This is a genomic window from Dyella telluris (genome assembly GCF_014297575.1).
Lineage (GTDB): Bacteria > Pseudomonadota > Gammaproteobacteria > Xanthomonadales > Rhodanobacteraceae > Dyella > Dyella telluris.
Window position 1 is genome coordinate 2,935,516 of record NZ_CP060412.1, and the last position, 22,599, is coordinate 2,958,114.

General features: G+C 65.9%; 16 protein-coding genes and 1 other RNA gene. 6 read left to right on the plus strand and 11 right to left on the minus strand.

What is annotated here, in order from left to right; translation table 11 throughout:
* Positions 1–7 precede the first annotated feature (7 nt).
* Positions 8–2,713, plus strand: coding sequence for a phosphoenolpyruvate carboxylase (gene ppc, locus H8F01_RS13010; RefSeq protein WP_187055531.1), 2,706 nt, complete (start codon positions 8–10; stop codon positions 2,711–2,713).
* 93 nt (positions 2,714–2,806) lie between these two features.
* Here ppc and H8F01_RS13015 read toward each other — a convergent pair whose 3' ends face one another.
* Positions 2,807–4,675 (minus strand): ATP-binding cassette domain-containing protein, encoded by a 1,869-nt coding sequence (locus tag H8F01_RS13015; protein WP_187055532.1) that lies wholly within the window; start codon positions 4,673–4,675, stop codon positions 2,807–2,809.
* A 403-nt stretch (positions 4,676–5,078) separates the two neighbouring features.
* On the opposite strand from H8F01_RS13015, the gene H8F01_RS13020 reads away from it, so the two are divergent.
* Positions 5,079–6,185: a D-alanyl-D-alanine carboxypeptidase family protein gene (locus tag H8F01_RS13020; protein WP_187055533.1), complete on the plus strand. Its 1,107-nt coding sequence runs from the start codon at positions 5,079–5,081 to the stop codon at positions 6,183–6,185.
* A gap of 247 nt (positions 6,186–6,432) precedes the next feature.
* On the opposite strand, the gene metK is transcribed toward H8F01_RS13020, so the two are convergent.
* Both metK and H8F01_RS13030 read right to left on the minus strand, forming a co-directional pair.
* Positions 6,433–7,632 (minus strand): methionine adenosyltransferase, encoded by a 1,200-nt coding sequence (gene metK, locus H8F01_RS13025; protein WP_187055534.1) that lies wholly within the window; start codon positions 7,630–7,632, stop codon positions 6,433–6,435.
* A gap of 279 nt (positions 7,633–7,911) precedes the next feature.
* Positions 7,912–9,732, minus strand: coding sequence for an FAD-binding oxidoreductase (locus tag H8F01_RS13030; RefSeq protein WP_187055535.1), 1,821 nt, complete (start codon positions 9,730–9,732; stop codon positions 7,912–7,914).
* A gap of 174 nt (positions 9,733–9,906) precedes the next feature.
* On the opposite strand from H8F01_RS13030, the gene H8F01_RS13035 reads away from it, so the two are divergent.
* Positions 9,907–10,602, plus strand: a complete 696-nt coding sequence (locus H8F01_RS13035; protein WP_187055536.1) for an SGNH/GDSL hydrolase family protein — start codon at positions 9,907–9,909, stop codon at positions 10,600–10,602.
* On the opposite strand, the gene H8F01_RS13040 is transcribed toward H8F01_RS13035, so the two are convergent.
* The 4 genes from H8F01_RS13040 to H8F01_RS13055 all read right to left on the minus strand — a co-directional run bounded on the left by H8F01_RS13040 (position 10,596) and on the right by H8F01_RS13055 (position 14,866).
* Positions 10,596–11,417 (minus strand): class I SAM-dependent methyltransferase, encoded by an 822-nt coding sequence (locus H8F01_RS13040; RefSeq protein WP_187059283.1) that lies wholly within the window; start codon positions 11,415–11,417, stop codon positions 10,596–10,598. The two genes, H8F01_RS13035 and H8F01_RS13040, sit on opposite strands and share 7 nt — an antisense overlap.
* Before the next feature lie 83 nt (positions 11,418–11,500).
* A complete protein-coding gene (locus H8F01_RS13045; RefSeq protein ID WP_187055537.1) occupies positions 11,501–12,424 on the minus strand; it encodes an alpha/beta hydrolase in 924 nt (307 codons plus the stop codon).
* 66 nt (positions 12,425–12,490) lie between these two features.
* Positions 12,491–13,477: a tRNA dihydrouridine synthase DusB gene (gene dusB / locus H8F01_RS13050; RefSeq protein ID WP_187055538.1), complete on the minus strand. Its 987-nt coding sequence runs from the start codon at positions 13,475–13,477 to the stop codon at positions 12,491–12,493.
* Positions 13,478–13,597: 120 nt separating this feature from the next.
* The gene (locus H8F01_RS13055; protein ID WP_187055539.1) at positions 13,598–14,866 is read right to left on the minus strand and encodes a nucleoside permease; all 1,269 of its coding nucleotides are present in this window, start codon (positions 14,864–14,866) and stop codon (positions 13,598–13,600) included.
* 227 nt (positions 14,867–15,093) lie between these two features.
* Here H8F01_RS13055 and rhtC point away from each other — a divergent pair, with 227 nt between their 5' ends.
* Positions 15,094–15,720 (plus strand): threonine export protein RhtC, encoded by a 627-nt coding sequence (rhtC, locus tag H8F01_RS13060; protein WP_187055540.1) that lies wholly within the window; start codon positions 15,094–15,096, stop codon positions 15,718–15,720.
* A gap of 18 nt (positions 15,721–15,738) precedes the next feature.
* On the opposite strand, the gene H8F01_RS13065 is transcribed toward rhtC, so the two are convergent.
* From H8F01_RS13065 to H8F01_RS13080, 4 genes are all read right to left on the minus strand, one after another.
* The gene (locus H8F01_RS13065) at positions 15,739–17,109 is read right to left on the minus strand and encodes an FAD-binding oxidoreductase (RefSeq protein WP_187055541.1); all 1,371 of its coding nucleotides are present in this window, start codon (positions 17,107–17,109) and stop codon (positions 15,739–15,741) included.
* A gap of 31 nt (positions 17,110–17,140) precedes the next feature.
* A complete protein-coding gene (locus tag H8F01_RS13070; protein WP_187055542.1) occupies positions 17,141–18,640 on the minus strand; it encodes an alpha/beta hydrolase in 1,500 nt (499 codons plus the stop codon).
* Between the two features lie 166 nt (positions 18,641–18,806).
* A complete protein-coding gene (locus H8F01_RS13075) occupies positions 18,807–19,163 on the minus strand; it encodes a YraN family protein (RefSeq protein ID WP_187055543.1) in 357 nt (118 codons plus the stop codon).
* Positions 19,163–21,019: a penicillin-binding protein activator gene (locus H8F01_RS13080; RefSeq protein ID WP_187055544.1), complete on the minus strand. Its 1,857-nt coding sequence runs from the start codon at positions 21,017–21,019 to the stop codon at positions 19,163–19,165. The genes H8F01_RS13075 and H8F01_RS13080 overlap by 1 nt, the downstream gene beginning before the upstream one ends.
* A gap of 93 nt (positions 21,020–21,112) precedes the next feature.
* Between H8F01_RS13080 and rsmI the strand changes: the two genes are divergently transcribed.
* Positions 21,113–21,940 carry a 16S rRNA (cytidine(1402)-2'-O)-methyltransferase gene (gene rsmI, locus H8F01_RS13085; RefSeq protein WP_187055545.1) on the plus strand — a complete coding sequence of 276 codons (828 nt, stop codon included), beginning with the start codon at positions 21,113–21,115 and terminating at the stop codon, positions 21,938–21,940.
* 62 nt (positions 21,941–22,002) lie between these two features.
* Positions 22,003–22,369: RNase P RNA component class A (gene rnpB, locus H8F01_RS13090), an RNA gene on the plus strand.
* Positions 22,370–22,599: the final 230 nt, after the last annotated feature.

The following is a 22,599-nucleotide window of genomic DNA, read 5'->3' on the forward strand; positions in this document are numbered from 1 at the left end:
GGCATCGATGAACCAGCACCGCAGTCCTGAGTTCGCCCCGCACGACGCGCCCCTGCGCGAAGACGTCCGCCGCCTCGGCACCCTGGTCGGCACCATGCTGGCCGAGCAGATTTCCCCCGCCTTCCTCGACGAAGTGGAGCGCATCCGTACCGCCGCCATCGAACGTCGCGTGGACGAGGCGCCGCTGAACACGCTGTCCGGCTTGCTTACCGGGCTGGAAACCGACAAGGCGGAGTCGCTGGCCCGCGCCTTTGCCACGTACTTCCAGGCGGTGAACATCGCCGAACGCATCCATCGCATCCGTCGTCGCCGCGACTACCAGCGCGAAGGCGGGGCGCCGCAGCCCGAATCCCTGCTCGATGTGCTCACGCGCCTGAAGGCGCAGGGCGTGGAAGCGGGCGAACTGATCGAGTGGCTGGAACGGTTGCAGGTGGAACCGGTTTTCACTGCGCATCCCACCGAAGCCGTGCGTCGTTCTCTGCTGGAGAAGGAACAGTCCATCGTACGGGCGCTGGTCGATAACTTCGATCCCACACGCACACCGCAGGAGCGCAAGGAAGACGACGATCGCATCTTCATGGCGCTCAGCTCGGGCTGGCAGACGGCCGAAGCCTCGGCGGTGAGCCCCACCGTGCAGGACGAGCATCATCATGTCGGCTTCTATCTCGCCAACCCCATCTATCGCATCGTTCCTGCAGTCTACGAGTCGTTGGCCGATGCTCTGCAGACGGTCTATGGCGTGGCCGTGCCCATTCCGCGCCTGCTGAGCTTCGCCACCTGGGTGGGGGGCGACATGGATGGCAACCCCAACGTCGGTGCCGCCACCATCGCAGCGAGCCTGTCCACGCAGCGCGCGCATGTGCTGGAACATTACATGGAGGACATCGCCGGTCTCGCGCGCCTGCTGAGCCAGACGGAAGATCGCGTGCCGGTCGGCAGCGACCTGGCCAACCGCCTGTTCGACTATCGCGTGCGATTCCCGGAGGCCGCGGCCAAGGTGCGGCCGCGCCACGCCGACATGCCGTACCGCAGCCTGCTCACCATCATCCGCGCGCGGCTGGAGGCAACGCATGACGACGACCATCCGGAAGGCTACGCGTCGGTCGACGCGTTGCTGGATGACTTGCACCTGATCGCCGCCAGCCTGATCGATCATCGTGGACTGCACGCCGGCGCGTACGCGGTACGGCGCCTGATCTGGCGCGTGCGCACATTCGGATTCCACCTGGCGCGCCTGGACGTGCGGCAGGATTCGCGCGTGCATGACGACGCTTTGTCCCAGTTGCTCGACGATGCGGAGTGGTCCACGCGCGACTCCCCGGAACGCGCCGAGCGCCTGCGCGCCTTCGCGGGCGGCCAGCAGACGCTGCCGGAAAGCGACGGTGAGGCGGCCGTTTCCCTGCATGACGTGTTCGCCACCTTGCGGGATGCACGCACTCGCTACGGTGCCGAAGCGCTGGGGTTGTACATCATCAGCATGGCGCGTTCCGCCGCGGACGTGCTCGCCGTGCTGGCGCTCGCGCGCCACGGCGGGTTGGTGGACGAGGGGCGCGTTCCGCTGGACGTGGCGCCGCTGTTCGAAACCGTGGACGACCTGGCCAATGCGCCCGCCACGCTCCGGGCGTTGCTGGACGACCCGGTGTACCGCGAGCATCTTGCCTCGCGCGGCAACCGTCAGTGGGTCATGCTGGGCTATTCCGACAGCGGCAAGGACGGTGGCACGCTGGCGTCGCGCTGGGGGCTGCAGCGCGCCCAGGTGGAACTGCTGGAAGTGGCGGACCAGGCGGGTATCCGGTTGTCGTTCTTCCATGGTCGTGGTGGCTCGGCCAGTCGCGGCGGCTCGCGCATCACGCCCGCACTCATGTCATCACCGCGCGGTTCGGTGGCTGGCGTACTGCGCGTGACCGAGCAGGGTGAGGTGATCCACCGCAAGTACGGCATCCGCGCACTCGCCTTGCGGAACCTGGAGCAGACCATCGGCGCCGTGTTGCGCGCGTCGCTGCGTCCGCGCACGCATGAGCCGCGCGAGGACGAGTGGCGCGATCGCATGAGCCGCCTGGCGGCGCGCAGTCGCGAGCACTACCGGGCCTTCGTCGATCGCGAGGGCTTCGTCGATTACTTCCGCTCGGCCACGCCCATCGACGTGATCGAGCGCATGACGCTGGGCTCACGGCCGTCGCGCCGGCGCAGCATGCGCGGCGTGCAGGATCTGCGCGCCATCCCCTGGGTGTTTGCCTGGACGCAGTGCCGTTCGATCCTGCCGGGCTGGTACGGGTTGGGCAGCGCGCTCGAGTACGGTGTAAGCGAGTACGGCGAAGCGGCGATGTCGGAGATGGCTTATGACTGGCCGTTCTTCGCCAACATGCTGGACGACGTGTCGATGGTGTTGGCCAAGTGTGATCTAGGCATCGCCGAGGCGTTCTCCACCTTGGCCGGACCGCTGCACGAACCCTTCTTCGGCCTGATCCGCGAGGAATTCGCCCGCACGCGCCATTGGCTGATGCGCCTGAAGCAAAACGACACGCTGTTGCAGAACGCGCCGCGGCTGGCGACGTCCATTGACCTGCGCAACCCCTACGTCGACCCGATGAGCCTGTTGCAGGTGGATCTGCTCAAGCGCTGGCGCGGGGGCGGGGAGAGCGACGATGCGCTGCTCACGGCGCTGGTGGCGTGCGTGAATGGTGTGTCTCAGGGGCTGCAGAATACGGGTTGAGGTGAGGCCAGTCGCGCACAGGGTGCGCTCCCACAGTGAATGTTGCCTCATTGTAGGAGCGCACCCTGTGCGCGACTGGACCCGCCTCAGAACTCAGGCATCCAGCTCCGACCACCGGGCATAGGCCGTATCCAGCTCGGCCTGCAGCTTTGCCACGGCGTCGTTTGCCTTCATCACCGCCGCGTTGTCCTGCTTGTAGAAATCAGGATCATTCATTGCTTCGGTACGCGCGGCGATGTCCGCTTCCAGTGCTTCGATGCGGCCGGGCAGCTGCTCCAGTTCGCGGGCGTCCTTGTAGCTGAGCTTGCGCTTCGGCTCGGCGGCGGCTGCAGGCGTCGCCGCCGGAGCCGACGTGCCCTTGGTTTCAGCTGGCCTGGACGCGGACGGCGCGGGACGCTGGCGCAGCCAGTCGCTGTAACCGCCCACGTACTCGCCGATGCTGCCGTGGCCTTCCAGCACCAGCGTGCTCGACACCACGTTGTCGAGGAACTCGCGGTCGTGCGACACCAGCAGCAAGGTGCCCTGATATTCGGTGAGCAGCTCTTCCAGCAGCTCCAGTGTTTCGACGTCCAGATCGTTGGTCGGTTCGTCCATCACCAGCAGGTTGGATGGCTGCGCGAACAGCTTGGCCAGCAGCAGGCGATTGCGTTCGCCGCCGGACAGTCGCGTGATCGGTGCGCGCGCACGCTCGGGTGAGAACAGGAAGTCCTGCAGGTAGCCGATGATGTGTTTGCGCGTGCCGTTGAGCTCGATGTACTCGCGGCCTTCGGCCACGTTGTCCAGCGCGTTGAGTGCGTTGTTGAGCTGCACGCGATGCTGGTCGAAGTAGGCGATCTGGATGCCGGTGCCCAGGGTGGCGTGCCCGCGTTCGGGCTTGAGCTCACCCAGCATGATCTTCAACAGCGTGCTCTTGCCGGCGCCGTTCGGTCCGATGATGCCGACGCGGTCACCGCGCATGATGGTGGTGCTCAGGTTGTCGATCAGCACGCGTCCGCCGTAGCCCTGGTGGACGTGCTCCAGGTCGATCACCTTCTTGCCCGAGGCCTGTGCATTGGCCAGCGTCATCTTCACGTTGCCGGAAAGATTGCGGCGCTCGCTGCGTTCCACGCGCAGCGCCTTGAGCGCGCGCACGCGGCCCTCGTTGCGCGTGCGGCGGGCCTTGATGCCCTGGCGGATCCACACTTCTTCCTGCGCCAGCTTCTTGTCGAACAGTGCGTTGGCTTGCGCTTCGGCATGCAGGCGTTCTTCGCGACGACGCAGGTAGTTGTCGTAGTCGCCCGGCCAGTCGGTGAGCTGGCCGCGATCGATTTCCACGATGCGCGTGGCGAGCGCGCGCAGGAAGCTTCGGTCATGCGTGATGAAGATGATGCTGCCTTCGAACTGGCGCAGGAAGTTTTCCAGCCAGCCGATGGCTTCGATGTCGAGGTGGTTGGTGGGTTCGTCGAGCAGCAGCACGTCGGGCTTGCGCACCAGTGCCTGCGCCAGCAGTACGCGACGCTTCATGCCGCCGGAAAGCGCGGAAAAATCGGTGTCGCCCGGCAACTCGAGGCGGGTCAGCACGTCGGTGACGCGACGATCGAGATCCCAGCCGTGTTGCGCTTCGATCTGCGTCTGCACGTCGCCGAGTGCATCCATGTCGCCTTCGGCAAGCAGGTGGTGATAGCGCGCGAGCAACTGGCCAAGATCACCCAGGCCTTGCGCGACGACGTCGAACACGCTGCCGGCGGTGTCCTGCGGAACCTCCTGCGCCATGCGCGCGACGACGATGCCGCTCTGTACGCGCACTTCGCCGTCGTCGGCGTGTAGCTCGCCGGCGATGAGCTTCATCAGGGTGGATTTGCCTTCGCCATTTCGACCGACGATGCACACGCGCTCGTTCGCCTCGATGGAGAGGTCGACGTGTTCGAGCAGGAGAGGGCCGCCGATGCTGAAGTCGACGCGCTGTAGTTGGATAAGAGACATCCGCCCATTTTAGGCGATGTGTCGCCCGCGCCTATCCGGCTGGCGTTCGATTCAAAGAATCGGTGGCACCGCCGATAGGCTGGTGTGGGGCTGTGCGCCAGTCGGCAAGATGTGGAAGGGATGAGGCAAGGTCGTTGCTTTTTCAGACAAAAAAGCGGCGACTTTCAGAAAAAATGTCTTTTCCCCTACGTCGTTTGAGGGCACACTCGCTTGAAACGTAGACAAAGCTTTCACAGTGAAATTTACGTTACGACGACGCCTCAGGCGTCGTTTTCGTTTTATCGTCCATGGAAACATGGACTTATGCGATCTAATTCAAGTATTGTCTGGGCCTGTGGCGGTGGCGTTGCAGTTCAGGGTTTGTAACGCCGGATAAAGCGGCAGCGGAAGCGAGGAAACTGGGGTGGCCATCAAGTCCAACACGCCGGCCAGGGCAGCAACCTGGCGCCAGGGCCTGCTCGCCTTGCTGGTGAGCGTCGCGGGCGGTTTCGCCAGCCTCGCGCACGCCGGCGACGCTGCCATCGTCATCAACGAAACCGATGGCCAGGTCATCACGGCGGTCAACGCGGATGAGCCCAATCACCCGGCCTCCCTGGCCAAGATGATGACGCTGTACCTCGCCTTCCAGGCGGTGCAGAACGGCACGCTGAAGATGGACCAGGAACTGCCCGTGTCTTCGTGGGCCGCATCCAAGGCACCGACCAAGCTCGATCTGCGCAACGGCCAGACCATTTCGGTGGAAGACTGCGTGCTCGGCATGATCACCAAGTCGGCCAACGATGCCGCCACCGTGATGGCCGAAGGTCTCGGCGGCAACGAGAGCCACTTCGTCGAGATGATGAATGCCCAGGCTCAGCTGCTGGGCATGAGCAACACCCGCTTCGCCAACGCGTCGGGCCTGCCCGACCCGTCGGACACCACCACGGCCCGCGACATGAGCAAGCTGGCCATGGCGCTGTACCACGACTTCCCGCAGTACTCGCACTACTTCGCCACCAAGGACTTCACGTTCCGCGGTCGCCTGGTGCGCGGTCACAACAACCTGATGGACAAGTATCCCGGCATGGACGGCCTGAAGACCGGCTTCACCAATGCCGCGGGCTTCAATCTGGCCTCCACCGCCGTGAAGGATGGCCGCCGCCTGTTCTCCGTGGTGATGGGCGGTCGTACCGCCGCCACGCGCGACCGGCTGATGGCTCGCCTGCTCGACGACGGTTTCGAGAATCAGGAAACCCCGGCCGAGCTGGTCGCCCAGGCTGGCGAAGCTCCGGCATCCACCGCCAAGGGCCGCCGTTCGGCCAAGGCCGCGACCGCCGTGGCCGATGCCTCGACCGGTTCGCGTCGCCACCATCGTCGCTCGTCGAAGACGGAAGCCGTTGCCAGCGCCACGGCGTCGTGCTCGAAGAAGAAGAAGGGCAGCACCTGCCCGGCCACCGCCACGCGCAGCAGCAAGACGGCGTCGGCCGCGGGTCAGAAGGTAGCCTCGGCGGCGAAGTCGCCGGACAAGTGAGCTCGCCTCGCGAATGAACGACAGGACGGGCCGCGCAAGCGGCCCGTTTTTGTTGGTGCCTGTAGGAGCGCACCCTGTGCGCGACCGCGGCGCGGCGGTGTACCGCCATCCTGATCGCCGCCCGGGTGGGCATGGCCCTGCATGTGTCGCGCACAGGGTGCGCTCATCCATGAGATGGATAGCCTGCCGCGACCCATAAAAAAGGGCCGCTTTCGCGGCCCTTTTTCATCACTGCAGCAAGCGGGGCTTACTTCAGCTTGGCATCGGCGCGCAGCGCCTCGGCCTTGTCCGTCTTTTCCCACGAGAACGCGGTGTAGGTCTTGCCGTCCGGACCCTTCACTTCGTACGGGGTGCGGCCGAAGTGACCGTAGCTGGCGGTCTGCTGGTACATCGGGTGCACCAGGTCGAGCATCTTGATGATGCCGTACGGGCGCAGGTCGAAGTGCTTGCGGATCAGCTTCTCGATCTTCTCGTCGGCGATCTTGCCGGTGCCGAAGGTGGTGACCGAGATGGAGGTCGGCTCGGCCACGCCGATGGCGTAGCTCACCTGCACTTCGCAACGGTCGGCGATGCCGGCGGCCACGATGTTCTTGGCCACGTAGCGGGCGGCGTAGGCGGCCGAACGGTCAACCTTCGACGGATCCTTGCCCGAGAACGCGCCACCACCGTGACGGGCCCAGCCGCCGTAGGTATCGACGATGATCTTGCGGCCGGTCAGGCCGCAGTCGCCCACCGGGCCGCCGATCACGAACTTGCCGGTCGGGTTGATGTGGAACTTGGTGCCCTTGTGCAGCAGCTTGGCCGGCAGGACCGGCTTGAGGATGTACTCGCGCACGGCCTCGATCAGGTCCTTCTGCTTCACGCTCGGGTCGTGCTGGGTGGACAGCACCACGGCGTCGATGGCAACGGCCACGTCGTTTTCATAGCGCAGGGTGACCTGGCTCTTGGCGTCCGGGCGCAGCCACGGCAGCGGCGAGTTCTTCTTCTTGCGGACCTTGGCCTGCTGCTCCACCAGACGGTGCGAGTAGTAGATCGCAGCCGGCATGTAGTCCTTGGTTTCGTTGGTGGCGTAGCCGAACATCAGGCCCTGGTCGCCAGCGCCCTGTTCTTCCGGCTTCTTGCGGTCCACGCCCTGGTTGATGTCCGGCGACTGCTTGCCGATCAGGTTCAGCACGCCGCAGGTCTCGCCGTCGAAGCCGACGTCGGAGGAGTCATAACCGATGTCGGTGATGACCTTGCGGGTCAGCGCTTCCAGGTCGATCCAGGCGCTGGTGGTGATTTCGCCGGCCACGATGGCCACGCCCGTCTTCACCAGCGTTTCGCAGGCCACGCGCGCGCGCGGATCCTGCGCGATGATCGCATCGAGGACGGCATCGGAGATCTGGTCGGCGACTTTGTCCGGATGGCCTTCGGAGACCGACTCGGAGGTGAAGAGGAAGTTGCTCATCGCGGGTTATATCCTTCCTTACGGATAAAGAGATAAATGGGGGTGGCGCATGATACACGGCCTACCCTCGGTTTGCAGCCTCAGCATGGGGTCGACATATGACGATTTCATGCCGATTCAGCCATTTGGACGGCTTTGCGGCTGGTTTCCCGGGGCCGTTCCGGGAACGCCGAAACCGCCCAAAAGGCGGTCTGGCAAGCCATCAGGATACCCCAAGGGTGTCGCACGGGCTCGCGCGGGACACCCGACGGGCCCGCTGACGAGGCCCGCACCGGCGCCTCAGGCAGGTTGTCGCAGGCGGGTAAAGCCGTCGTCGCTCCAGTCCTCGCTGCCCACCCCGTGGTGCACGAAGAACAGGCCGTCGGGGTCGTAGCGCCGCTTGGCGGCGGCCAGGCGCGGGTAGTTGCTGCCCCAGAACGAGGCCTGCCAGTTCGGCTCGAAGTAATTGCTTTCGGATACGTAGGAGCCCGCGCCGGGGGCGACCACCAGCAGCGCGTCCATGCATTGGTCGATGCGGGTCCTGTCCTGGCGGGCCTTGGCCAGGTCCGGCGAGGCGCCGGGCATGCCAGGGAAGGCTGGATCGCTCTCGCTGCCGGTAATGGCCAGCGCGAAGGCATCCATGGCGCCCGGGTTCATGGCGGTGTCGCGCGATCGGGCAATGGCGTCTTCCGGCGCACCGGCGAGGCCCTTGTTGAAATGCAGCGAGAAGCCCCACTGGCGTGTGGCCTGGAACATCGCCCCGGCCAATGCATCGATGCGGTGCTCATCGAGCAGCGACTGCGGCAGCCAGCCGGAGCGGTAGCCATGGATGAACTGGCCCACCTGTCCCTCGTCACCGGCCCATAGCACGTGGTTGCGCGGCGCATCGGGGCGGCTGTCGGCCACGATCAGTTGCGGTGCATGCTGGCGGAAGAAATCCGCGTCCCAGAAGCGCCGCGCGGGCAGGGCGATCACCCGCGGCTCCTCTTTGAACTGATAGGCGCTGCGCGCCTTCACCCATGCAAAGAACGGCGCCCAGACCTGTTCCGCTTCCTGCTGGCTCAGGCCCTGGAACACCATGGAGAGGTGCAGCATGTTCTGGTGAAACTTCATCTGTTCGCCCCAGTGCGGGTTGAACAGGGCGTTGCGATAAAAGCGCATGGCCTGCGCGATCAGCTCGCGATAGGACGCCTCGGAGTCGGCTTGGATGGCGCCGAACACGGCGCCAAAGGTGTCGGGCAAGTCATGCGTCAGCAGGGTCAGCTTCGTCACCACCCCGATGCTTCCGCCACCACCACCCTTGATGGCCCAGAACAGCTCGGGCTCGTGGCAGGCGTTGACTACGTGCACCTTGCCGTCCGCCGTCACCACTTCGGCCTCCAGCAGATTGCCGCTGGCGCTGCCGAAGCGCTTGGAGAAACTGCCGAAGCCGCCGCTCTGCACCAGGCCTGCCACGCCCACCGTCATGCAGCCGCCACCCTGCACGTAACGCCCGCCTTCCGTGGTGACGGCGGTGTATGCGTCCACCCACATTGCTCCCGCTTCCACCGTGACGGCGGTGCGCGGCGCCTGTTTGCCTTCGCAGCCTTGCGGCACGAAGGCCTCATGTAGTGACACGCGATTCATGTGGCGCGTCCACACCAGCAGCGAGTCGGGTGCGTCCGAGGTGCCCTGGTAGCTGTGGCCGCCACCTTTCACCACCAGCCGCAGGCGATGCTTGCGGGCGAAGTTCACTGCCGCCACCACATCGCCGGTGTTCTCCGCTGCCACGGCGTACGCGCTGGGACGGGAAGTCCATGCATCGACCCAGCCGCTGGTCTGGGTGAGCGAGGGCGTGTCGCCCAGGTAATAGGGGTTGCGGATCTGCTTCAGCGCTTCCTCGCTGGCGGCATTGCCCACCGTCTCGAATGGCGAATGGAGCTGCTGCAGCCGACCGCCCACCGACTGGCCGAGCTGGTCCCACTGGGCCTGCGACGGCCAGCCCGGATCGCCCGGCCGCACCCGTGTGAAGGGGCCGGTGAATCCTTTCGCGGCGGTGCGTGCCGAGACCGTGACCGGCGAGAGCGCCAGCGGAAGTAGCGGAAGGGCGATAGCGGCCTTGAGCAGATCGCGGCGGTGCATGGCGGACTCCGGTGCGTTGGGTGCCGGCCACTCTGCGCCCATCCGGCGCGGGAGCAAGCACGAGGTGATGAATGGTGCCCCGGCCGGGACGAACGGAGGGCTGGCGGTGACCGGCGTTGGACATACCTGTCCAGACATACATAATCGAAAGCTCCCCGACAGTAGAGCGAACGCATGAAGCGACTGACCTGGCTGGCTTTCCTCCTGCTCTCCCTGGTGGCCCCGGCCATGGCCCAGGCAGACAGCGCGCCGTCCTCCCACTGGGCGCCCGACATCGAGGCCTTCGTGGCCGCCGACCATGAGCGTCCGCCGATGCACAACGGCGTGCTGTTCATCGGCAGCTCGTCCATCCAGTACTGGAAGTCGCTGGCCGAGGATTTCCCTGGTGTCCCGGTGATCAACCGTGGCTTCGGCGGCTCGGCGCTGCCCGACTCCACTTATTACGCCGATCGCATCGTGTGGCCGTACAAGCCCAACCTGATCGTGATGTATGCCGGCGACAACGACATCAACGACGGCGCCACCGCCGACCAGGTGCTCGCCTCGTTCCAGAAGTTCGTGGCGCGTGCGCGCGAAGGCGTACCCGGCGTGCCCATCGTCTACGTCTCGATCAAGCCGAGCGTGGCCCGCATCGCGTTGTGGCCGACCATGAAGGCGGCCAACGACAAGATCCGCGACTGGGCCGCCACGCAGAAAGACGTCCGTTTCGTGGACATCGCGCCCGCGATGTTCAATGCGCAGGGCAAGCCTCGCCCGGAACTGTTCCGTCCCGACGGCCTGCACATGCTGCCGAACGGTTATGCGCTGTGGATCGCCGCGCTGAAGCCGGTGCTGGCCGACTATGGCTTCGTGACCCGGCGTATTCAGTAAACCAGCGCCCGCGCCTGCACGAAGGCGAAAAAGAACACCGCGTTCGGATCATTGCGCACCGCCTGCAGTTCGTGCCGCATGCCTTCGACCGTCGCGGTGTCCACTTTGCCGGTGGCCACCAGCTGGTCGGCCGCCGACAGCAGCAGCTCTTCCCAGAACTCGATCATCTGCTTGCGCTTGCCGGGCTGGCGGTTGTCGAGGTGGAAGCTTTTCACCTCGGTCTGCACGTCGCGGTAGCCGCCGGCCAGCAGCAGGTTGCCGAGTTTTGCGCCGATGAAGGGGTCGCCACCGCTGTCGTACTGCAGGTCGTTGAAGGCCATCCAGTAGCGCAGCAGGTTCGGCGAGTAAGGGTCCAGGAAGAACGAGGCGTTGAGCACCTCGGTCACATAGATCACGGCGCCGGGGCTGAGCACGCGGCGCAGTTCGCTCAGCACGCGGGCGGGGCTGGGCATGTGTTCAAGCACCCAGCACAGGTAGGCCGCATCGAAGCTGCGGTCGGCGAAGGGCAGGTCGGTGGCATCGGCTTGCTGCAGGGTATAGCGCGCGCTGCACCAGGCGGTGGTGGCCAGGTTCTGCTCCGCTGCCGCCAGCTGCGCGGCGGAGAGGTCCACACCCGTCACATGCAGGTTCGGGAACCGGCGCAGCAGGATTTCCGTCTGTGCCCCGACGCCGCTGCCAATCTCCAGCAGCCTCGTCGCCTCGCTGTAATCGATGCGATTGAACAGGGTGGTCTCGAACATGCGTGCCTGGCGCACCAGTCGTGACTGCTCTTCGGGCGAAAAGCCATGGATGTAGGGAAACTCACCGGTGACAATGCTGTTCACGGCGGCAACCTCTGCGTGGCGACATGACGGGGAACGCTACGCCGCCCGCTGTCGACGTGAAGTCGCCGGGACGCTCAGGACGCCTTCGTCGATGGTTTCGCGTGTGGATGGGAAAGGATGAACGCCATGACGTCGCCCAGCGTTGGCGCCGCGCCGTCCATGGGGCGCGACAGCGCGAACAGCAGGGCTTCGTGGCCCACGCCCGGGTAAGTGCGCAGGCGGCTGTCCTCGCCCTCGGCCTGGGTAGCGCGATACAGCGAAATCGCGTTCGACGGTTCCACCTCGTCGTCATCCGTGCCCTGCAGCAACAGCATCGGCGGCTCGGCGCCGTGCACGTAGGACACGGGCTGGCCGCGCCGCTGCTGCGCTGGCGTGGCACCAAACACGCCGAGCATGATGGCGTCGTCCTGCGGCACGGGGACAAAGTCGTAGCAGCCGGCCAGACCGATCAGGCCGGCGAGATCCGCGGGTTGCATCCCGTGTGCGCCCAGCCATTCGGGGTCGGTGGCCAGCAGCGCCGCGATCTGGCCGCCTGCGGAATGCCCCATGACGAACACGTCGTCGGGCGCGCCGCCCAGTTCTGTCGCGTGCGCGTGAGTCCAGGCCACGGCGCTTGCCGCATCCTGCATGAAGCCATCCAGCCGCACCTGCGGGTACTTGCGGTAATCGGGGATCACCGCCACCACGCCGTGCGCTGCCAGCGCGGTGCCGACGAAGCGGTACCACGCGCGTTCGCCCTGCACCCAGGTACCGCCGTAGAAGAACACCACCACGGGCGCGTGGGAGGCGTGCGCCGGTGCATAGACGTCCAGCGCCAGGCCGTGCGCTTCATCGAACACGATGTCCGCGTGCTGCGTGATGTCGCGATGCTGGTCTGTCGCATTCAGGCCGGCGAACAGCGTGGCCTCGCAACCGCCAAGCCACAGCGGCGCCATGAGTAGCAGCACCCGGATGAACGGGGGAAAGGACAGCAGCTTGCGCGTTGGCTCGAAGGGCATGGCGGCGGGAGTCACTGGGACATGCCCATGATGCCGTGTCGCCACGCGCAAGGGTTTGCGGCGGACTCAGGCGGCGAGGCGCACGCCGTCCTGCAGGCTGGCGAAATACTCGCGCGTCAGGCGCAACTGGTCCTGCGCGGTCTCGGCCCGGTTCACCACGTCGCGGAACGCGGTGTTCTCCGCACGATCCTTCGCGTACCAGCCCAGATGCTTGCGCGCGATACGCACGCCCTGCAGCTCGCCATAGAACGCGTAGAGATGCTCCAGGTGATGCACGAGGATGTCGCACACCTCCCTCGGTGTCGGCTCCGGTAGCGTTTCACCGGTGGCCAGGTAATGGGAGATCTCGCGGAAAATCCACGGCCGGCCCTGTGCGCCGCGGCCCACCATCACCGCGTCCGCGCCGGTGACGTCCAGTACGTGCTTCGCCTGCTGCGGCGTGACCACGTCGCCGTTGGCGAAGATGGGAATGCCCACGCTGGCCTTCACCGCGGCGATGGTGTCGTACTCCGCATCGCCTTCGTACTTGTCGGCGCGCGTGCGGCCATGCACGGCCAGTGCGGCGATGCCGGCATCCTCGGCGATCTTCGCGATGGTCAGCGCGTTCTTGTTCTGGCGATCCCAGCCGGTGCGGATTTTCAGCGTCACCGGGATGTCCACGGCATCCACCACGGCCTTCACGATGCGCGCCACCAGCGGTTCGTCCTGCAGCAGCGCCGAGCCGGACCACACATTGCAGACCTTCTTGGCCGGGCAACCCATGTTGATGTCGATGATCTGCGCGCCGTGGCCGGCGTTGTAACGCGCCGCCTCGGCCAGCATCGCCGGGTCGTAGCCGGCGATCTGCACGCTCACCGGTTCGGGCTCGCCTTCATGATCCATGCGCTGGCGCGACTTGCGCGTCTGCCACAGGCGCGGATCGGCGTTGGTCATTTCCGACACGGCCAGGCCCGCACCCAGCCGTTTGCACAGCAGGCGGAAAGGCTTGTCGGTGACCCCGGCCATGGGCGCGAGCACCACGGGCGGGTCGATGCGGTAGGGGCCGATCTGCATCCGGCCATTGTACCCGGGTGAAGGACCCCTTGTAGGAGCGCACTTGTGCGCGACCGTTGAGCTGCGGTCTCACCGCTCCGTAGGCTTGTCGCGCACCAGTGCGCTCCTACAGGAGACGCGTCAGTGCGCCGCCCGGGCCGCCAATGCCTGCGCCTGGGCCGGCTCGTGCTTGTGCCTGAACAGCAGCATGAACAGCACGGCCACGACCAGCGAATACGTGGCAAAGGTGATCCAGATGCCGGTCCAGTCCTTGCTCTCGTCCGGATGGGTGAAGAACGCTTCGATCACCAGGCCGCTGATGGAGCTGCCCAGCACCGCGCCGATGCCGTTGGTCATCAGCATGAACAGGCCCTGCGCGCTGGCGCGGATCGATGGATCGCTCTGGCCTTCCACGAACAGCGAGCCGGAGATGTTGAAGAAGTCGAAAGCCATGCCGTACACGATGCACGACAGCACGATCATCCACAGGCCCGGGCCCGGGTTGCCATAGGCGAACAGGCCAAAGCGCAGCGTCCAGGCCAGCATGCTGATCAGCATCACCGTCTTGATGCCAAAGCGGCGCAGGAAGAACGGAATCGCCAGGATGAACAGCGTTTCGGAGATCTGCGAGATGGACATGATGATGGCCGGGTAACGCACGGCCACCAGGTCCTTGTACTCATCCATCTTCGCGAAGTCGTGCAGGAACGTGTCGCCGTAGGCGTTGGTCAGCTGCAGCGCCGCGCCCAGCAGCATCGCGAAGATGAAGAAGACGGCCATGCGCGCGTCGCGGAACAGCTTGAACGAGGTCAGGCCGAACGTATCAAGCCACGACTGCTGCGCGCTGCGCTGGAAGCGCGGCGGGCACAGCGGCAGCGTGAAGGCATACAGGCCCAGCAGCAGTGCTGCGCCCGACGCCACGTAGAACTGGCCCGACGAGGTCTCCAGGCGCAGCAGGCTCACCGTCCACAGCGCGGCGATGAAGCCCACCGTGCCCCACACGCGGATCGGCGGGTAATCCTTGATGATGTCCTTGCCCTCGCCCTTGAGCGCGTTGTAGGCCACCGCGATGGAAAGCGAGATGGTGGGCATGTAGAACATCATGTTCAGCAGCATCACCCAGAACAGCAGGCTGGGCGACTGCACCAGCGGCACCGCGAACAGGATGCACGCGCCGCAGAGGTGGAAGATGCCGTAGAGCTTTTCCGCGTTGATGTATTTGTCTGCGATCACGCCGGCAATGGACGGCATGAACAGCGACGCGATGCCCATGGTGGAGAAGATCGCGCCGAACTGCGCGCCGGACCAGTGCTTGGTCTGGAACCAGTACGCGCCAATGGTGAGCAGCCACGACCCCCATACAAAAAATTGCAGGAAGTTCATGGCAATCAGGCGCAGTCGCAGGTTCATCAGCTGGATTCGTGTATTTCGGGCGGTGGCGAAGGGCGGGGATGGCACGCTCTGGCCATCAGGCCGGGCGTTGGCCGGGCCTGTCTGGACGAGCCGGGAATCCCCTTGCGGACGTCCCGGAACCAGCCGGGGCCGTGCCAAAATAGTGGCAGCCTAGAGGACCGCTGCGGTGGCGACAAGTTGCGCCGCCACGAAGTCCCGCCGTTCCCCGCCCCCTGGAGAAAGACGTGAGCCTGTTCCTGACCATCGCCCTGGTCCAGCTGGTCGCTCTCATGAGCCCCGGTCCGGACTTCTTCTTCGTGTCGCAGACTGCAGTGAGTCGCACGCGTCGCCAGGCCATGTTCGGCGTCATCGGCATCACGCTGGGCGTCATGATCTGGTCGGCGCTGGCACTGGCCGGGCTTCAGCTGGTGCTGCAGCGGCTGGCTTGGCTGGAGCGCCTGATCTCCGTTGCCGGTGGCCTGTATCTGGCCTGGATGGGCCTGAAGATGCTGCGCGGTGCGATGAAGGCGCCGGCGGTGGCGGGCGAGCCCAGGCAGGTGCTGCAGCAGAGCGACGGGGCGACGCTGCGCGCCGGCCTGCTGACCAATCTGTCCAATCCCAAGGTGGTGATCTACTTCGGCAGCGTGTTTTCCGCCTTTCTTGGCGACCGCGTGGATGCCTCCACGCGTTGGGGCCTGTGGGCGCTGGTGAATGTGGAAACGCTGCTGTGGTTCACCCTGGTGGCCGGCGTGTTCGCCTTGCCGGCGATGCGTCGCGGATATCTCAGACTGTCGCGCTGGATCGACGGCCTGGCTGGCGCCGTGTTCGTGGCGTTCGGCTTGCACCTGATCTTCGCGAAACGCGGCATCTGACGCACCGGGAAAACGCGCTCAGGGCAGCAATTTGCCCGGGTTGAGGATGCCTTCCGGGTCGAATGCCGCCTTCACGTTGCGCATCAGATGCAGCGTGGATGCCTGCAGCGCAAGCGGCATGAATTCCTTTTTCACCAGCCCGATGCCGTGCTCGCCGGAAAGCGTGCCTTCCAGCGAAATCACCAGCGCGAATATCTCGGCGAGGCAGGCATGCGAGCGTTCGCGTTCTGCCTCGTCGCGCGGCAGCAGGTTCACGTGCAGGTTGCCGTTGCCGGCGTGACCGAAGCTCACGATCAGCACATCGTGCTTCTTCGCCAGCTGTTTGATGCCATCCACCAGCTCCGGCAGATGGCTGACGGGCACCACCACGTCCTCGTTGATCTTGTTCGGCGAGATGGTGCGCTGGGCGGGTGACAGCGCCTTGCGTGCGGACCACAGGGCTTCGGTTTCCTTCGCGGTTTCTGCCACGCGCAGGTCTTCGAGGCCGTCGCCGCGTGCGGCACGCGATACGGCATCCACGGCGCTGGGCAGGGTTTCCGGCTCGCCATCCACTTCGATCATCAGCATGGCGCCGGCCAGCGGCACGCCATCGCCACCGTAGTCGCGGGCCAGCTTCAGCGCGACGTCGTCGATGAACTCCAGCGCGCAGGGCGTGACCGGCTGCGCCATGATGCGCGCCACCGCGCGGGCGGCCGCGGATACATCGCGATACGTCGCACGAAGGGTACGCAGGGCCGAGGGCTTGGGCGTGAGTTTGAGGGTGGCCTCGGTGATCAGGGCCAGCGTGCCTTCCGAGCCGATCAGCAGGCGCGTGAGGTCATAACCGGTGGCGCCCTTGCTGGTGTAGGTGCCGCAGCGGAAACCTTCGCCCGTACCGGCGACGGCGCGCAGGCCCAGCGTGTTTTCGCGGGGACTGCCGTACTTCACCGTGCGCGGGCCGGCCGAGTTGCAGGCCAGGTTGCCACCAATGCTGCACCAGGGCGACGACGACGGGTCCGGTGGCCAGAAAAAGCCATGGTGTTTGAGTGCCTGCTGCAGATCGCCATTGAGCACGCCGGGCTCGACCACGGCGAGGCGATTGTCCGGATCGATGCGCAGGATGCGGTTCATGCGCTCGAAGCTCACCACCACGCCGCCGTCCACCGGCACCGTGGCGCCGGTGGTGTTGGTGCCGCGGCCGCGGCCGATCACCGGCACGCGATGCGCGCGACACGCCTGCACCAGTGCCTCGGTCTGCTCATGCGTGGTGGGAAACACCACGGCATCCGGCAGCGCGTTGCGGCGTGAGTTGTCGTAGGCATAGGCAAGGCGTTCGGCCATGCCCGTGGCCATCGCGTCGCCGGGGAACTGTTGGCTCAGGGTGTCGAGCAGGGCAGCGGGAAGATTCATGCGGCCAGTATCCCACTCTGTCGCCCCATGGCTAGTTCGCGATATGCGCGATCGGCGCGTCGACCCGTGAAGGCGGCGGCGCGGCGGGAAGCAGGGCCTCGATGCGCTGGCGCTCATAGGGATAGAACGGGTTGGAACTGATCCGAAGCACCGCATCCAGGTTCAGGACGAGCGCGCCGCGTTCACCACGTGGTGCCGCCGTGCCCAGATGGATGCCGAAGTTCTCCGAGCTGTCCGGCTCCGTGCCATACAGCGGGTCGTTGGGTGGAAACGGCAGGGCGATATGCGACAGCGAAAAGATGTTGTCCGGATAAAGGATAGGCAGTGGCGCAGCAGTGCTCGTCGTCTGGCCGGCATCCGTGCTGCGGGCGACGGTGTGGTCGTCGTTCACCGCGACGTTGCCGATCACCGTGGTGCGATAGGCCTGCGGGCCAGGGGGAAGCATCCGGCTGAGTGCCGTCAGCGAGGCCGGCTTCAGCAGGCTGTCAAAGCGATGGTTGCGGTTGACGTCGAACAGCACCACTTCGCTGTTGTTGGCCGGCAGATTGGCGTAGAGCGTGCGCATCACGGCGGATGCGCTCACCGTATCGTCCACCACGGACTGGAAGGTGAGGATGGGCGGCAGGCGCCCCAGTTGCTTGTCGCGTGCCATGCGCAGGATCTGGCTGTGAATCGCGTCGGTCAGCAGGTAAGACTGCCGCGCCGCGTTCACCGGGAACGAGTTGTACTTGTACGGGTTGTACTCGGGCAGCAGATCCAGCCATGCGGCCTTGGCAAAGCGCGGCAGCATGGCCGGCAGGCCGGCCAGCCCGGCGAAACGTGCAAAGGTGGTGACGCCGATCATCGGCGACAGCAGCACGAGCCGGGTCGGCATGGTCAGCTCGTTGTGCTCGCAGGCATCCAGCGTGTACTTCACCGACAGCGCACCGCCATTGGAATACCCGACCATGTGGATGGGCGCATCCGGCCCCACGCGACGGCGTGCCTCGCGCATGGCCAGGCGGGTTGCGGCAAGCCAGTCGGGCCAGCCGACCTGGGTGAGTGAGCCGGGCACCGTGCCATGCCCGGGCACGCGCAGGCCAATGGCCACGAAGCCGTGTTCGCGATACAGCTCGGCGATGTCACGCAAGCTGTACGGCGAGTCGGTGAGGCCGTGGATAAGCACCACGGCGCCCACCGGCTTGCCAGCGGGTTCCAGCACATACGAGCGATTCCAGTCGTGCTTGAAATGCCCGGGATACATCGATGCTTCGGCGAAGTACCGGTTGCTGGGCACGCGCTGCGAAGGCTCCAGCTTGTCGGTGACCTCGGTCTTCACCTCGTCGAACGCGCGTTGCTCCGCAGCGAGGTAGCCCGCCCAGTCAGTGGCGTCGAGTTGAGAGGGTGTGAGTTCATCGGGAACGAAGGTCTGCCAGGGCGCCAGTGGATCGCCTTGTTGCGAATCCCAGGCGCGGATGCCCAGCAGGGACACCAGGAACACCAGCACGATGATGGACGTCCATTTGCCGATCTTGATCAGTGCGCGAAGCATACGATCCCCAGGGCGGGGCCACCGGTGGCGGCCAGCGGTCGCAGTCTGCCTGAGAGAACATGGGGAAACCGTAGAGGCTTTCCCGGATCGCGGTCGGCCAGGACGGAATCGCAAGGTGCCCTGGGGCGTGGCCGCTGCGCGGTCAGATGAGGACGGGCCAGTGCCTTCAGCAGGCCTCGAAGGCGCCGCGCCAGTGATGCATGAGTGCGCTGTCGCCGGGACCGTCGTAACTGACCACATCAAAACGGCAGGGCAGGCGTGCGTGCTTCGGATGGGCTGCAAGCCACAGCTCCGCGGCGGCAACCAGGCGTGCCTGCTTGCTGGCCGTGACGGAAACGGCGGCGCCGCCGTGGCTGGCGTACCGGCGATGTCGCACTTCCACGAACACCACGGTGCCGGCTTCCAGCATGACCAGGTCGAGTTCGCCGTAACGCGTGGTGTAGTTGCGATCCAGCAATGCAAAGCCTGCGCGCTGGAGTTCCGCGCAGGCGCGTTGCTCGAAGGCGGCGCCAGCGGCGCGCATCAGTGGGTCGTGGGCTGTTCGGTCTGCAGCTGCGGCGAGCCGTTGCCATCCGCCGGCGGCGCCAGGGCCGGGGCGGTATCCATCTGCAGGCTGCCGTTGATCGGGCGTGCGAGACCATCCTGGAACTTTGCCCACACCAGCACGCGGCGGATGCGGCCGAACTGGTCGGAGGTCAGCTGGCCGCTGGCGCCCGGCAGGTAACTGCCCGGATGGGCGCGCAGCCAGTCGAGGTATGGTGCGAGATTCCATGCGTCCATGCCGAAGGCAAAGAGACGCGCCGAGGTGCCACGTGCCGCCGGCAGCTGCGAGGCGATATCGGCGTGGTTGGGCAGGCCCGGCTGCACGTCGAACAGCCACGGCGAGTCGCAGAACTCCACGCCTTCCAGATCGCGGTTGGCGCTGGCGTCGTCGGTGCCTGCATAAATATGAGAGGTGCCGTACACCGGCAGGTTGACGCGCGCGAGCTTCAGTTGCGGCAGCAACAGGCGAGCCTGCTGCGGACGCATGCTGATGAACAGGCCGGTGGTGTTGGGCGTACCCGGCGGTGTGCTGCTGTCCGTCGGCATGCCGAGGCTGGTGATGGTGGTGGCGAAGTTGACGCCGCTGCCGCTGAGGTTGCCCGTGCCGGACACCTTGCCGCCACGCGCTTCCAGTTCCGCCTTGAACGACTTGGCTGCACGTTGCGCGAAGTCGTCGCTGCTCACGATGACGAACGCGCTGGTGATGCCGGCTTCCGCCATGTGGTCGGCCGCCTGCGCGCCTTCGGTTTCGGGCAGCAGGCCGAATTCGCTGACGCCGTTGGCGGGCAGGCTCTTGTCGTCCGGGTGATTGAGCGCGAGCAGCGGTACGGGCAGATCCGACAGGCTGAACAGCGCGGAGACTTCGCCGCGCGTCAGCGGCCCAATGATGAGCTGGGCGCCGTCGGTCACGGCCTGCTGGTAGGCCTTCACGGCGCCCGCGCTGGTGCCGTTGCTGTCATACACGCGCACGGGCGGGCGCGGGGTGTGGTTGCGTGCGGAATCGGCATACGCGGCGAAGAAGCCTTCGCGAATGGCCGTGCCGGCGGCGGCCAGGTTGCCGCTGGTCGGCAGCAGCAGGGCGATGTGCGCAGGCATCTTGAAGCCTTCGCGGACATTGGCACCCTCGCCGGGAATCATGGTGCCCACTTCCTGCTCCAGCGCAGGCGCGGGGCGGGCCACGGCAACGCCGAGCTGGCTCAGCGCCTCGTTGACCCAGGGCAGCATGCGATCGCCCGGCTGCATGGCGGCGGCGCGCTGCTTCAGCGGATCGACGCCCAGCTTGCTCAGCAGGGTGACCACTTGCTTGCGGTTCTGCGCCTGGTCCAGTCCGGTGAGCTGACCATCCATCTCCACGCGCGAACGTGCGGCGCCCCACAGGTCGCCGGTCTGCTCCATCGACTGCGAACGGAGCTCCAGCAGGCGCACCTGAAGCGCGGCAGGCACGCTGATGCTGGGCTGGGTGGTGAGCTGTAGCGCGCGTTGCGGATTGTGCTGCTTGAGGGCCCATTCGGCCTGCAGCAGATCCAGTCGCGAGGGTTCGTCGCCAGTGAGGCGCTGCCGGCGAATGCCGTCGAGCAGCGGCGCTGCGCGATCGAGCTGGCCTTCCTGACGATAGGCCTCGGCGGCCAGCAGCTGGTAATGGTCGCGATTGCTGCCTGTCTGGGCCAGCGCGAGATAGGCCTGCGCCGCGTCGTCGAACTTGCCCTGCTGGGCCAGGGTATCGGCCTGCTGGCTCGCCGCCATTTCGGCGGGCGACTTTTGCGCTTCCGGCGGTACGCAGCCGGCGAGTGCAAGCGAAATCAGCAGGGCAACGCCTGCGGCGCGACTAAAGCGCATGGCCAAATCCCTTCGAGCTTTTTGACGACGTGGTACGCGAATGGGCGATGATAGCCCATTGAGTTGCCACCTCATTGTCCAGGAAACAGCAAGATGTCACAGATTCAGCCCGGCCTGCTATGGGTGGTTGCTACGCCGATCGGTCATCGGGATGACTTTTCCGCGCGCGCCATCGAGACCTTGCGCTCGGTGGCGGTGATTGCCGCGGAGGACACCCGGCACAGTCGCCCGTTGCTGATGCACTACAACGTCGGCACGCCGCTGGTGGCCTTGCATGAACACAATGAGCGCGAGGTGGTGGATGCCATTGTCAGGCGTTTGCTGGGTGGTGAGTCGGTGGCATTGATTTCCGATGCGGGCACGCCGCTGATCAGTGATCCGGGCTTTCGGCTGGTGCGTGCCGCGCGCGCGGCAGGCATCCGTTGCGCGCCAGTGCCGGGCGCCTGCGCGGCGATTGCCGCGCTCTCGGTCGCGGGCCTGCCGAGCGATCGTTTCGTGTTCGAGGGCTTTCTGCCGCCCAAGGCGGCCGCGCGGCGCACGCGCTTGCAGGAACTTGCGGGCGATGCGCGCACCTTGATCTTCTACGAATCGTCGCATCGCGTGGCCGAGAGCCTGGCCGACATGCGCGATGTCTTTGGCGCCGCGCGCGAGGGCGTGCTCGCGCGCGAGCTGACCAAGCTGTTCGAAACCGTCATCGGCGAGCCGCTGGACGTGCTGGCGACACGCGTGGCGAACGATCCCGACCAGCAGCGTGGCGAATGCGTGATCCTGGTGGCCGGACGTGGTGAAGAGACGGACGCACGCGAAGCGGAAGGTCGGCGGGTGTTCGCCATCCTGCGCGAGGAGTTGCCGCCCGCGAAGGCCGCCAAGCTGGCGGCGGCGATCACGGGCGCGCCGCGCAAGCTGCTCTATGAAGGCTGATTGCCCCTGAAAAGCCCGAATCCCAGAGGTTTTGAGCGCCGCATTCCATTAGAATGCGTTGCGGAGTCGGCCGGACAGTCGCGTCGCGCGCAAGCGCATCGAGGAAAGTCCGGGCTCCATAGGGCAAGGTGCCAGGTAACGCCTGGGCAGCGCGAGCTGACGGCCAGTGCAACAGAGAGCAGACCGCCGAACGGCATCCTCGGATGCGCGTGGTAAGGGTGAAAGGGTGCGGTAAGAGCGCACCGCGTGCGGGGCTAACGCCGCATGGCACGGTAAACCCCACCTGGAGCAAGACCGAATAGGGGAACGATAACGCGGCCCGCGTTGTTCCCGGGTTGGTTGCTGGAGCCTGGCGGTGACGCCAGGCCGAGAGGAATGACTGTCACGCCGCAAGGCGTACAGAACCCGGCTTACAGGCCGACTCCGCCTCTTTCACGACCCGACCGTCACCGCCATGCCCCTCGGCATGGCGGTGACGGTCGCGTATGGCGAGCCATGAATGGCGATTCATGTCCGGGCGCTTTTCGGGCGGCCGAAAGCGTGACGGATGGCACGGTCGTGAAGCAAAAAATCCTAGCCATTCAAACACCTTGAGGGCTTTCCTCAGAAACGGCTGGAAATACTGCCAGATCACCGCCTTTCTCATTGATTCACAAGAA

What these genes read in the sequence shown, in the direction of transcription:
- H8F01_RS13055 (WP_187055539.1), bottom strand. Translation starts at nt 14,866, where the DNA reads ATGAACCTGCGACTGCGCCTGATTGCCATGAACTTCCTGCAATTTTTT.
- H8F01_RS13075 (WP_187055543.1), bottom strand. Translation starts at nt 19,163, where the DNA reads ATGCGCGCCGCTGGCGCCGCCTTCGAGCAACGCGCCTGCGCGGAACTC.
- H8F01_RS13080 (WP_187055544.1), bottom strand. Translation starts at nt 21,019, where the DNA reads ATGCGCTTTAGTCGCGCCGCAGGCGTTGCCCTGCTGATTTCGCTTGCA.
- H8F01_RS13070 (WP_187055542.1), bottom strand. Translation starts at nt 18,640, where the DNA reads ATGCTTCGCGCACTGATCAAGATCGGCAAATGGACGTCCATCATCGTG.
- H8F01_RS13015 (WP_187055532.1), bottom strand. Translation starts at nt 4,675, where the DNA reads ATGTCTCTTATCCAACTACAGCGCGTCGACTTCAGCATCGGCGGCCCT.
- rsmI (WP_187055545.1), top strand. Translation starts at nt 21,113, where the DNA reads ATGTCACAGATTCAGCCCGGCCTGCTATGGGTGGTTGCTACGCCGATC.
- H8F01_RS13030 (WP_187055535.1), bottom strand. Translation starts at nt 9,732, where the DNA reads ATGCACCGCCGCGATCTGCTCAAGGCCGCTATCGCCCTTCCGCTACTT.
- ppc (WP_187055531.1), top strand. Translation starts at nt 8, where the DNA reads ATGAACCAGCACCGCAGTCCTGAGTTCGCCCCGCACGACGCGCCCCTG.
- dusB (WP_187055538.1), bottom strand. Translation starts at nt 13,477, where the DNA reads ATGCAGATCGGCCCCTACCGCATCGACCCGCCCGTGGTGCTCGCGCCC.
- H8F01_RS13045 (WP_187055537.1), bottom strand. Translation starts at nt 12,424, where the DNA reads ATGCCCTTCGAGCCAACGCGCAAGCTGCTGTCCTTTCCCCCGTTCATC.
- metK (WP_187055534.1), bottom strand. Translation starts at nt 7,632, where the DNA reads ATGAGCAACTTCCTCTTCACCTCCGAGTCGGTCTCCGAAGGCCATCCG.
- H8F01_RS13065 (WP_187055541.1), bottom strand. Translation starts at nt 17,109, where the DNA reads ATGAATCTTCCCGCTGCCCTGCTCGACACCCTGAGCCAACAGTTCCCC.
- H8F01_RS13035 (WP_187055536.1), top strand. Translation starts at nt 9,907, where the DNA reads ATGAAGCGACTGACCTGGCTGGCTTTCCTCCTGCTCTCCCTGGTGGCC.